Here is an 11,797-nt window from a genome sequence, read left to right as displayed (position 1 = left end):
ACTTCTTATGCCGCATAGTACGGCAAGATACAGAGAATGACGTAGTCTGCTCGAACCTCTTTTTGTAATACGATTAATGGTTGCCGTAAACTTACCCGATGAGTGAACACTTGGATCTACTCCAGCGAAGGCAACCAGTTTTTTCGAATGATTAAACCGATCGATTTCACCAATTTCAGAGATAATCGTGGCTGCGATTTTTTCTCCGATACCGGGAATCGATTGGATGATCTTATATTCTTCCAGTTCATTTGCCAGGGCCACTATACGATCTTCCAAATCAGAAAGGTGTCCCTGGTAATGAAAAAGCAACTCAATATACATACGAAGATTGATTACGTGACTTTCATACACGCTTTTTTGAAATGGATTTCGAGATGCGGAATCCATTATTTTTTTGGCTTTTTCCCATGCCCATTGACCAGATCGGCTAGGACAGAACTCCATTACACGCTCTGCTAGTTTACTTTCTCCGGCTTTTAATACCGCCTCTGAAGTAGGGTATTCCTTTAACATCAATAAAGAAACCTTCGAATATAGATCCCCAAAAACCTTCCGGTATTCAGGAAACAATTGATCTAAAATGGTGTGAAACTGAAGTTTAGCCTCCACATACATATTTGTTACGATTTCCTGTTGTCTGGACAAATTCCGAAGGTCTAATAGCTGAATTCCTCTAATTTTATGAGGTTCTAAATTCTCTTTGTAATACAGCACACACAACTGGTACGCATCGATAGCGTCTGTTTTTACCTTCCGTAAACTGGACTTCTTTGCCTGATAAGAAATAATCGGATTTAGTAAGATATATAGAATCCCTTGTTCCTCCATGTATTGAATAACGGGAGAATGGTAATGCCCTGTAGATTCTAAAATGACCATAGGCATCTGCCCTGTCACCTCTTCAATTTCTTTTAGAAATTCTAAAAAATGCTCTAACTCCTCTTTGATATGCTTCATTGAAAAGCTCTTCCCATACGGTTTAGATTGATCTAAGAATGCCTGAACTTGACTCTCTCCTTTTGCCACATCCAGACCAACAACTGGATTCATTATCTTTACCTCCTCTACTTATTAACCAGTACCCCTAGTCCTCCATGTAGTGTCATAGCTTCGCTTGTTATACGAGATCAGCGTCCCAACCAGCCTCAAACATGTTTCTACAAGTAGGGGGCGGACAGTTTAGTTCACGGGATCAAGCCCCACGCACCCGTACGTCCTACCCTAGCTACTGATATAATAGATTCTATTAAAAAAAGGTCAACCAGTAATTTTTACTGGTCAACCTTATAATACGAAAGCACCCGTTACTTTAAGTACAATGCTTCACAATCATGCTGAAAATTATGTTGTCTCATAACAAAAGCCACCATTATGCCGGCAGCCTTGTTTTTAAAAATCCCTTTATTTTTTATTCCAACAAATATAGTGAACTTAATAAAATCAAAGAATAGCTAATCCTTGCGATCCAAGGTAAGGAAAGTTAGTCCAAGCAGCAACCTGCAATCTAACTGGACTTCCATCACCTTGAATAGTAAATACGGAGACTGTACCCTGGTTTCCGTTAAGGGTGTAAAAATGCCGTCCATCTTTACTCACTCCAACATCCATCGGCAGTCCTGGAGCTGTACCTGGCGGTGTACTGGTAATATGCCTTACCACCGAAAGTGATCCATTGGGATCGATTCGGTAAGTGGAGATGGTGCCGCTTAAGGTATTGGTAATGTATGCAAATGTGTAGAGATAATAAAGTTATTTAATTTTAAAAGCTTAAACAAGCATAACCCCGTTCTAAATTTAGGACGGGGTTAAAAATATAGTTGTTTAATTTTTAATGTAAGATACTTCACTACACTAAAAAATATAACAATAAAGTCGTATAAAAATCTAAGTTTTATTCAACAATAGCACCCGTTAATGGAATAATATTTTTACCTTGCATAGAACCGTCCCTTACTTCCCAATAAACTTTATTAAATCTGTACACTGAGTTTACAAGACTTTAATAGTCAGATGATATGATTGGTTTACCAACGATGAGGAGGCAGTATAAATGAATGTGCGTGCAATATTTATTGATATGGATGGTACACTACTAAAAGCCTCAAACAACATTTCCCGCCGAAATATGGAAGCCATTTATAGGCTCATTAATCAGGGAGTCAAGGTTTTTCTAGCTACTGGTCGACACTATGAAGTAACCGCTCCCTACCATAAAGAAATTGGATTACAAACTCCAATGATCTGTTTGAATGGTGCCGCTATTCACGATGCAGAGACAGGAAGAGCTATGCAAATGAAAACCGTCCGACTGAACGAAGAACGATTCCACCAGCTGACCGCTGAAAATTCTTGTAATGTTATTATCCATACAGCAAATGGGCTTTATTGTAAGGAAACAAATGAAGAAATCGATTATTGGACAAAAGTTGGGCAAATTCCGCCACGTTATATTGGAGATTTAAGACAGGCAAATTATCAAGATGTTCTTAAATATAGTGTTCGAACAGGTGCACCAAGACCTGAATTATCCGCTTTGTTTAAAAAGGAAGCAGAGGTCATCAATTGGAATGACGGGTTTGAAATGGTTGCTCCTAATGTTTCCAAGTGGTCTGCTATAAAAAACTTACTTCACGCATTTCGAATTAGTCCAAGCGAAGTCGTAGCCATTGGAGACGGACCCAATGATATAGAGATGCTTCGTCATGTCGGTACTGGCGTGGCAATGGGGAACGCTAGCGAAGAGGTTAAAGCAGTAGCTGATTTTGTTACAGGACACCACGAAAATGATGGATTGGCTGAGTTTATAGAAACTTATCTTCATAAATCATATAATTCATATGTGATTTAGAGTTATTTTAAAATAACTGTTTTTATCATCAGATAGTGTATCTTCATTTGAACATTTTCATTTATGTTGGTTTTTAACAGTATCAACTGTTTCAAAATTACCAATTACTACCAATAATCAATATTCAAACCCTTTAATGCAATAAAAAAATAACCTCTATTAGCTGGTGTAGTAAAAAAGCATTTCTTCTTATTGAAGTTATGCACCCGTTAGCTGAATAAGCATATATCTGTTGTAACGTTAAAAATCATTATTAAGTTATCGAAGCCCATCTTCTTCTAAACCCGCCAAATAAGCATTTGTAAAAAAATCGAGAAAATATGAATTTTCCTCAAAATATCTTTTGAATCCCTCTAACACATCCTCTTGAAATTTTTTATCCCCAAAACCAAATTGGCATAGCACCTAAATCATCAACAAATTGTTTTAGTACCATATGAAAAGTATCATCAGAAAAAGAATCTCTGTTTTCTTCTAACCATTCCAACCATTCCTTTACCATTTCATTATTTATGGTTGGTTTTCCATTTAAAACAGATTCCTCAATATCGGTTAAAGTAATTGATGAAAAATAGTCCAATGTAAACTCAGCAAAATCTCTTATATTCACCAAAAAATCTTCAGCTAACGCACCCATTTCTTGAATAAGAAAAATTGCTTATGTGTTTATTTTCCACCTAAATCTTTGAGTTGTTTTTTTATTTCTTTAAGTTCGGACCGAAAAGCCTTAACTTCTTTAGAATTGTCAATCCCAATACTAATGGCATATTGAACAATAAAAAATAGAATAACTAAACCAACAAAGCCGTAAAAAATTGAAATAATAATCATAATTTTAGCTCCCCTAATAAAATTCATTAATTTAACGTTACCATAAATTAGTAAAATTAGTTGAACTTTTAACATAGCTCTTCTTCAAGTAACCTGCCCCGATAGTTTATTAATAACAAAATAAAAAGGACCCTTGGTCCCTTAAAAATACTTTCTATACAAGTCTCTCCGCATTGCACCACTTAGATATGCATAAATTTTTGTGGTTTCACTTTTTTCATGGCCCATTAAATTTTGAATCACTTCTAGAGGCGCTCCATTATTCAATAAATTTGTGGCGTAACTATGTCTAAGCTGGTGGGGATGAATGCTCTTTTTAATGTCCGTTCTCTTTGCTACCAGTTTTATAATGTTGCTCGCTTGAGAAATACTCATTCGATGGGGTGCACGTGTTGTCACAAATAGAGCTTCCTCATGATCATTTCGCTCACTTAAATATCGCTTCAACCATATTTCACAACGAGTATTGAAATATACTTCTCGTTCTTTATGTCCTTTACCTAATACGATTGCTGATTGATTAGAGAAATTGATTGAGGCCCTATCTAGAGTTATTGCTTCACCAATTCTGCATCCTGTTGAATACATAAACTCAAATAAAGCATTTTCGAATGTTGTATGACAAGCTTCCCGCAAATGTTCAATTTCCTCTTCAGACAAGTATTTTGGAACCCTTAATTCTAATTTTGGTTCCTTGATTTTGGAAGCAGGATTTCCATTAATTAAATTTTCATCCTGAGCCCATCTAAATAAAGATTTAATGAATCGAATTCTGTGACCCAGACTGGATGGCTTAAGCTTTTCAGCTGCTTTTCCCAGATAAACTTTAAGAGAATTAGTTGAAAGTTCTTGAATGGATATATTTCCAAAACTATTCACCAACAAGTTAAATTGGACGTAATAGGCCTTTAATGTTTGTGGAGAATAACCTTGGATTTGCTTATCTGCCCTATATAAACCCCATACATCAGTTAAGATCATACCTGTTTCTCTCCAATCTATACCATATTAATAGACAGTATAGACAAAAGAAGAACTATTATACTAGATTAGTAGATTTTTCATTAAACAATAGCACCTGTTAGTCAAAGAAGAAAAAGCTGCCTTTAGTCTTTAGTAACTTGACTTAAGCACATTGTTTATTTTATTTTTCTCATTATTTGAATCAAACAATAGAAAATACCCCAAGGCAAAATATAGGTTGTGATAATTTTAAAAGCAATAACAAAAGAATATAAATCATTGTTTTCTATAAAGTAATAAGGCAAACCAATAAAAACTATGGGGTAAATTACAAATTTATATTTAAGAAATAATCTAGTTGAATTATCTTTTAATTTTATTAAGCCCTCCAAAGGAATAATTAATTGTTTTTTCCTTATCCATTTTTAATTCCTCCTTTAGCTTTGATTTATGTACAATTCTATATGTATCAAGGATACTCCTCTTAGAATAACCAGCCCCTTTAGTTGCAAAGAAAAAGCTGCCTTAAAAACAGCTCTGATCTTTAGCTAACGCACCCTCTAGTTTAAGTAGAAACCCTCACATTCTCTTATGTGTATCATAAAAAAGGATGGAACCAATGCGATCCCATCCTAAAAACTCTTTATTGTTTGTGTTGCTTTTCCTCTTGTTGTTTGTGTTTCTTTTCCTCTTGTTGTTTATGCTTCTCTTCCTTTTGTTTGTGTTTCTTTTCCTCTTGTTGTTTATGCTTCTCTTCCTTTTGTTTGTGTTTCTTTTCCTCTTGTTGTTTAGGCTTCTCTTCCTCTTGTTTATGTTTTTTACCCTCTTTATTTCCACCAATATCCAATGATTTTTCTTTATTATTTTTTGTAACTGGTGGAGCTTCTTCAGGATTTGCACCTTTAATGAACAGTTCATTATTCACCCGGTATACATCACTAGGCTGCTGGAAGCTACTTTGGTCTGTTCCAAACGCTTCCAGCATGGCCTTAAACATTTGGTGCGAGATTTTAGTTGAATTTCCATCCATATAATTACCTGGACCATTTTTAGTATATCCAGTCCAAACCGCCATAGTGTATTGCGGTGTATAACCAGCGAACCAACTATCATTTACCGCACCGGTTGGATATCCATATTGTGCTCTGGTTTTACTGTCAAAATTGGTTGTGCCAGTTTTTCCAGCCACATCTAGTCCAAGGACATTTGCTGTTTTTCCTGTACCAGATTTTACGACTGTCCGTAACATATCCGTCACCAAATAAGCTGTGTAATCATGCATAGCACGTTTTGGCTTTGGAGTTAAATTAACAACTCTGCCATCAGGATAGACAACTTTACGAACAAAATGTGGTGTATTGAATTCACCGTTATTTCCAAAAGCACTATATGCCCCTGCCAACTCTAATGGATTAACCGTATTACTTCCAATCGCATATGATTCGTACACCTTATTATTATTAAAAGTAATACCCAGATTTTCTGCAAAATTTTGTGCTTTATCCATCCCTACATCTTGAAGGGTAAGAAGTGCTGGAATATTGTATGACCATTGAAGTGCTGTTCTAATCGACATCATTCCGTGATATTGATGATCCCAGTTAGAAATAGACTGACCATTTGAGTAGGTTATCTTATGATCATTAATTTGGTGTGCTGTAGACCATTTTGAATTTTCAATAGCCGGACCATAATCAAAGACTGGCTTGAAAGTAGATCCTGGTTGACGTTTAATATCAACCGCAAAGTTGTTGCCTCGGAAGGAAGCTTTATATTGGTTTCGACCGCTTCCAATAGCTCGAACTTCTCCTGTTTTTGTATCTGAAAATACGAAGGCTCCTTGAAAATTGTCATTTGGATAAGAAATAATCGTATCGGTGTTCATTATTTTGTCCGCAAAGGTCTGAGCTTTTGGATCTAGCGTCGTATAAATAGATAATCCATCCGAACTGATATCTACATTTTTCAGCTTTCTTTCAACTTCTTTTACAACAGCGTCCAAAAACGCCTCGTACGGCATTCCTTGCTGTTTCGTTTTTGGAACAAGTCCTGCTGTAACTGAAACCTTCTTTGCATCCTCCAATTGCTTTTTCGTAATATACCCTTGTTTATACATAGCTTCTAAAACAATATTACGACGATTTGTTGCAGCTTTCACATGTTCGGGTTCAGTGGGATCGTAATTACTTGGACTCTGTGGGAGCCCCGCCAACATAGCGGCCTCCGGAAGCGTTAATTTATTTAGATGATCGGCATCGATTCCGTAGTAATTTTTGGCGGCAGCTGCTACACCATATGTCCCGTCTCCAAGGTATATCTTATTTAAATACATCATTAAGATTTGATGTTTGGAATACTTTTGCTCAAGCTGATAGGCCAAGCTCCATTCCTGTACCTTCCGCTTTATTGTTTTCTGAGGTGACAAAAAGGAGTTTTTAATGACCTGCTGTGTAATCGTACTTCCGCCTTGAGATCCGAAATCCCCTTTTAGGTTCTTGAAGATTGCTCTCGCAGTTCCTTTTATATCAATGCCATTGTGTTCATAAAAATGTGCATCCTCCGTGGCAATGAAAGCATGTTCCAACATTTTTGGAACTTGAGAATACTCAATTTTTGTCCGCTTTTCTTTACCATATTCGTAAAGGAAATTCCCGTTCTTATCGTATAATTTGGTAGAAAGCGGATCGACTAGTTTTGAAGCATCTATTTTAGGTGCATCCTTAATCATTGCTGCAACCGTAACTGCCCCTATTCCAATTGAAACAACACCTAACAGTAAAAACCAAAGTAAAACTTTATTCAAGAAAGACCTTCTTTTAGGGGGATTTTTATCTTTTTTTTGATCTTGTTTTGTTTTTTCCACTTGTTTTCGTTCCTGACGAGAACGATACGTTTCTGACATTAATCTTCTCTCCCATATTCAAGTTATTCAACAAAATTTAAGAAAACTATGCAAAGAAATAACCTTTTATTTACTCACTAGTCATTGATGGTCAGTATGGTATTTAAAACAATGCATTTCATGCAAAACCTGTATATAACGAATTAAGGAAGAATTTATCCTATACTCTCCTTGGTCGGTTTTCGCAATAAAGTAATCACTTCGTACTATCTCATCTAATGCATCTTGTAGAACGTATTCCTTCTTTACATCTGGCCCTTTTAATATTTTTTCTCGTTTAATATCATTATCCAAGGTATAACAAACAATGACATATAGTGAACAAATAAAAAAAGACAGTGTACCACGCTGCCTCTTGTTGTATGGGTTAAAGAAAACAAGAATTATTTAATCTTATCTAGTGAACAATTATTCTATGTTTTAATTCTGAATTCATATCTAAAACACCTATCACAATTTGATTATCTTCCGTCAATGTTATGTATCTGAAATAATCATCATCAGAAATCAACAAATCGGTGTCATTCGTCGTTTTTTCCATTTTGGCAAATACATCTACTGTGTACTCAAGGTGAAAAAAATCATCAAATCCCTTGCTTGAACTACCTACCCAGGTATACAGAAAATCTTTCAGTGTGATTTGTTCAATCCCCGATAATTGTTTCTTAAATTTTAACTTATCTACTGTGACGCTTATCATTTTTCAACACTCCTTAACGAGGATTAATTATATACAATGAATTCTCCTCCAACAATGCTATTTGTATAACAATCCGTTTACAGTTTAGTTACTATAGGGGTACCGCCACATCGCCATCAAGCTAAGAAAAAGGATTATCCCCAAAACGAAAAAATATGCTATTCTTTGTAAAAGCTGCTGAAAAGAAAATTCCCTATCATTTATAAATTTTAGAGAATAGGCATTTAAATAAATTAGGAGGAAGAAGCCGTTGAAGACTAGTATCATCATTATCGATGACCATCAGCTTTTCCGTGAAGGCGTTAAGCGTATATTAGATTTTGAATCATCCTTTGATGTTGTTGCCGAAGGCGATGACGGAAGCGAGGCTATGGATCTTGTTAAAACACACAAACCAGATGTCGTTATCCTGGATATCAACATGCAGAATATGAACGGTGTCGAAGCAACTAAAATGCTTGTAAACCGTTACCCTGAAACGAAAGTCATCATTTTATCGATTCATGATGATGAAAACTATGTACAGCATGCATTGAAAACAGGAGCACAAGGTTATCTGTTGAAAGAAATGGACGCAGATGCGTTAATTGATGCTGTTCGTGTAGTCGCAGAAGGTGGCTCATACCTTCATCCGAAGGTGACACATAATCTAGTCAAAGAATATCGCCGTTTAGCTACTGATCGTGATTCAGTGCATGCTGTAGAGATCAGAAGACCGCTTCACCTATTGACTCGACGCGAGTGTGAAGTTCTTCAAATTTTAGCATACGGAAAAAGCAACCGTGCCATCGGCGAAACTTTATACATCAGTGAAAAAACAGTAAAAAACCATGTGACTAACATTCTTCAAAAAATGATTGTAAACGACCGTACACAAGCTGTTGTTCTAGCTATTAAAAACGGATGGGTAGAAGTGAAATAATTTCAACTTATGTTAAGTCCGGCTCTTCAGTTTTCGCAATGCGTGCTGAAGAGGCGGGCTTTTCTCACGAAACGATCCTTAGAAACAAGAACTAGCAAAATATATAGAATACTATAAACACAAACGAATCAAGGCAAATTAAAAGGCATGAGCCCGGTACAATACCGAGCTCATGCCCAACGGGCTGCCTAACGAAATAACCTGTCTAACTTTATGGGGTCAGTTCAACGTTAAGGAATCGACTTTTTTTACTTTTTCTTAAGGAACTAACGCACCCGTTTGTTCAATAAAATTTATAATTGAGTTCCTTTATCGTTATCAAACAATCTTGAATTCCCAGATTTTAAATTTTGTAATATTTCGATTTGAAATTTATCAGCTATTTTAAACGTAAATTTATAAATGAAGTATCCAAGAATAACACCTAATACATTACAAATTACGTCATCAATATCAACTGTTCTTCCCCAACCACCTGCTATTAGTTCAATAAATTGTATAGATTCTATACTAATTGATATAACAAATCCGAATAGTACAATATTTATAAAATCCTTAAATTTATTCCATATTATCGGTGATAATACACCCAAAGGCATCAATAATAATATATTTCCACCCACATTTCTAATAATTAGTCTAATCATAAACACGGTATCACCGTCATATGCAATACCTATTTGTTTAATATCGTTTATAATTCCAACAAGTGGAATGAGATTTAAGCCAAACTTAATATTTTGCATATTAAAATCAATCCATAAAGCTAATGGAAACAGTGTAAGGGAAACAACCATAAGTATGTATAAAACAAAAAGAAAATTAATAACTTCCCTTAACCAATATACTTGTTTTTGTTTTTTAAATTTAAACCCTATTAAAATACCTCTTCCAGCCAAATAACATATAACTCCAATTCCAATAAGCAAACTACCATTAATTAAATACACTCCATCTACCCTTCCTTCCAGCCCAAACAAACCTTATTTTACCATAAAATACACCTTTGTTAGAATTTAATTCTGCTCGTTCATTATCACCAATAAAACCAAGATTTTATTGCGTTCCTTAAGGAACTATCCTGCCCCGATAGTTGCATAAAGAAAAAGCTGCCTTAAAGACAGCTCCGATCTTAAGCTAATGCACCTGTTAGTTGAAGAAATCATATCCTTGCTTAGTTTCTCAAATATACGATACTGTCTTTTCGTTCTACTTGAAATATTAAATCATCCTTACTATTAAGCATATAACCAACATCTTTAGTATTCTCAGATTCAAAAGATATACCATATCCATTATTCTCAGGATAACCATATAAATAGCAGACCACTTTTCCATCTTTTAAAAATACAATTTGATTCATTCCTTCATTTACAGTTTCGCTAATAGTATCCCATTTATAACCTACCGTTTCATATATATTATCTTTCGGGGTATATGGTGGAAAGGAATGTACTACATCCCAGTCAAACGGTGTTATTTCTAATAAATTTATTGTTTCAACGGAATGTCCAATTGATAACACTTCTTCTTGTAACAACACTTCGTTTACATCCCATAAATCTTTCTTTAATAGATTTATAAAGATAGCTATACATATTATACCTAAAGCAATAATCACTACTGTCTTTTTAGATTTCATAACTATACTCCAACTTGAACAGCAACCTTCCTAACGAATATCCCACTTCATTATAACAATTTTTTCCACAATAAGCATGTATTCTTAATGAACTATCCTGCCCCTATAGTTCCATAAGAAAAACGGTTAAACTTTTTTCAAATCGGTACGACTTTATTGTAAATTAAACACCTATAAGAATAAAAAAAGCCTACGATCCTTGCTATTTAAGGAAGTAGGCTTTCTTTTATTTCAGTTATTTTTTGGCTTTTCTCTATTTTTTAAATGGAATTTGTGGTTCTTCGTCTTTATATCGAGAATAAGTCGTCGCTCCGTCGTTTTCCATATTAGAGCATTGTTCATTATCGCAAAAAAAGAGATAGGTCTGCTTATCAGTACGAACACTTACCTCAAAATAGTAGGGGAACATTCCCCCTTTATTTTTATCCATACTTCTATCAATAGCAATGATATTCTCTTTTTCTGCTATCTTTTTATAATCTTCACTCTCAACTGTTTTCAGCACCATTTCACTTAAAATAGCCTGTTCACTTTCGGACGGTTCATACGCTTGTTCCAAAAAATACCATCTTCCAAATAAAAACAAATTAATCCCTATACTGATTATCAATAGAACAAGCAAAATCTTATTCTTCATATATCCCCATCCCTATACTTTTGTCTATCTCGATAGTCCCCACCGCCTGTAATTCATTTAAACGACTTAAACTCTCTTCTTTATTAAAAGAACTATGCCAACGATAATCATATTGATCCAATATACGGTAATGGTTACTAATCAAATTTTGTTGCAAACGAAAATCCCCTCTATACTCGATTTCTTTCCACCATATCTTACCACCCATTGTTTTATCTTTAGGCGTACCACCATTTTTGCTAGTAATTAACTGAACAAAATCAACTGGATTGTCACCAATTGATGATATCAACAATTGGCTATGATTAAACAAAGCACAAAATGCAACAACGGTGGTCCAATTGGCTTC

12 protein-coding genes and 2 pseudogenes are annotated in these 11,797 nt (G+C 35.0%); 3 read left to right on the top strand and 11 right to left on the bottom strand.

Annotated elements, in window-relative coordinates:
- Together FNK51_RS19150 and FNK51_RS19145 are read right to left on the bottom strand one after the other, a co-directional pair.
- The coding region (locus FNK51_RS19150; protein ID WP_141994338.1) for an IS110 family RNA-guided transposase at window positions 1-1,053 on the bottom strand (1,053 nt) is incomplete at its 3' end.
- A 390-nt stretch (window positions 1,054-1,443) separates the two neighbouring features.
- Window positions 1,444-1,734: pseudogene (locus tag FNK51_RS19145) on the bottom strand (beta-propeller fold lactonase family protein); the annotation flags it as partial.
- Between the two features lie 319 nt (window positions 1,735-2,053).
- Here FNK51_RS19145 and FNK51_RS19140 point away from each other — a divergent pair.
- Entirely contained in the window at window positions 2,054-2,851 is a 798-nt protein-coding gene (locus tag FNK51_RS19140; RefSeq protein WP_141994337.1) for an HAD family hydrolase, read from the top strand.
- Between the two features lie 376 nt (window positions 2,852-3,227).
- Here the strand turns inward: FNK51_RS19140 and FNK51_RS19135 are convergent, their stop codons facing one another.
- The 5 genes from FNK51_RS19135 to FNK51_RS19120 form a co-directional block, all read right to left on the bottom strand.
- Complete coding sequence (locus FNK51_RS19135) at window positions 3,228-3,461, bottom strand: hypothetical protein (RefSeq protein ID WP_141994336.1); 234 nt, start codon at window positions 3,459-3,461, stop codon at window positions 3,228-3,230.
- A 56-nt stretch (window positions 3,462-3,517) separates the two neighbouring features.
- Window positions 3,518-3,682, bottom strand: coding sequence for a hypothetical protein (locus tag FNK51_RS26685; protein WP_181762298.1), 165 nt, complete (start codon window positions 3,680-3,682; stop codon window positions 3,518-3,520).
- 141 nt (window positions 3,683-3,823) lie between these two features.
- On the bottom strand, window positions 3,824-4,663 hold the full coding sequence (locus FNK51_RS19130; protein ID WP_141994335.1) for a tyrosine-type recombinase/integrase: 840 nt from the start codon (window positions 4,661-4,663) through the stop codon (window positions 3,824-3,826).
- A 625-nt stretch (window positions 4,664-5,288) separates the two neighbouring features.
- Window positions 5,289-7,547 carry a PBP1A family penicillin-binding protein gene (locus tag FNK51_RS19125; RefSeq protein WP_141994334.1) on the bottom strand — a complete coding sequence of 753 codons (2,259 nt, stop codon included), beginning with the start codon at window positions 7,545-7,547 and terminating at the stop codon, window positions 5,289-5,291.
- Between the two features lie 397 nt (window positions 7,548-7,944).
- Window positions 7,945-8,247 (bottom strand): hypothetical protein, encoded by a 303-nt coding sequence (locus FNK51_RS19120; protein WP_141994333.1) that lies wholly within the window; start codon window positions 8,245-8,247, stop codon window positions 7,945-7,947.
- A gap of 250 nt (window positions 8,248-8,497) precedes the next feature.
- Between FNK51_RS19120 and FNK51_RS19115 the strand changes: the two genes are divergently transcribed.
- The gene (locus tag FNK51_RS19115; RefSeq protein WP_141994332.1) at window positions 8,498-9,169 is read left to right on the top strand and encodes a response regulator; all 672 of its coding nucleotides are present in this window, start codon (window positions 8,498-8,500) and stop codon (window positions 9,167-9,169) included.
- Between the two features lie 82 nt (window positions 9,170-9,251).
- Window positions 9,252-9,361 (top strand): annotated as a pseudogene (locus tag FNK51_RS19110) (IS3 family transposase); the annotation flags it as partial.
- 101 nt (window positions 9,362-9,462) lie between these two features.
- Here the strand turns inward: FNK51_RS19110 and FNK51_RS19105 are convergent.
- The 4 genes from FNK51_RS19105 to FNK51_RS26680 form a co-directional block, all read right to left on the bottom strand.
- Window positions 9,463-10,119: a VanZ family protein gene (locus tag FNK51_RS19105; protein ID WP_141994339.1), complete on the bottom strand. Its 657-nt coding sequence runs from the start codon at window positions 10,117-10,119 to the stop codon at window positions 9,463-9,465.
- Between the two features lie 224 nt (window positions 10,120-10,343).
- Window positions 10,344-10,811 carry a hypothetical protein gene (locus tag FNK51_RS19100; RefSeq protein WP_141994331.1) on the bottom strand — a complete coding sequence of 156 codons (468 nt, stop codon included), beginning with the start codon at window positions 10,809-10,811 and terminating at the stop codon, window positions 10,344-10,346.
- 253 nt (window positions 10,812-11,064) lie between these two features.
- A complete protein-coding gene (locus FNK51_RS19095) occupies window positions 11,065-11,448 on the bottom strand; it encodes a hypothetical protein (RefSeq protein ID WP_141994330.1) in 384 nt (127 codons plus the stop codon).
- Window positions 11,438-11,797, bottom strand: a 360-nt coding sequence (locus FNK51_RS26680; RefSeq protein ID WP_181762297.1) for a hypothetical protein, incomplete at its 5' end; no start/stop codon positions are given. The genes FNK51_RS26680 and FNK51_RS19095, both read right to left, overlap by 11 nt.

It is taken from the genome of Bacillus sp. B4EP4a, from assembly GCF_006680105.1.
Taxonomy (GTDB): Bacteria; Bacillota; Bacilli; order Bacillales; family DSM-1321; genus Peribacillus; species Peribacillus simplex_E.
The sequence above is the reverse complement of the archived record's forward strand: the minus strand, read 5'-3'. Positions and strand labels throughout refer to the sequence as shown.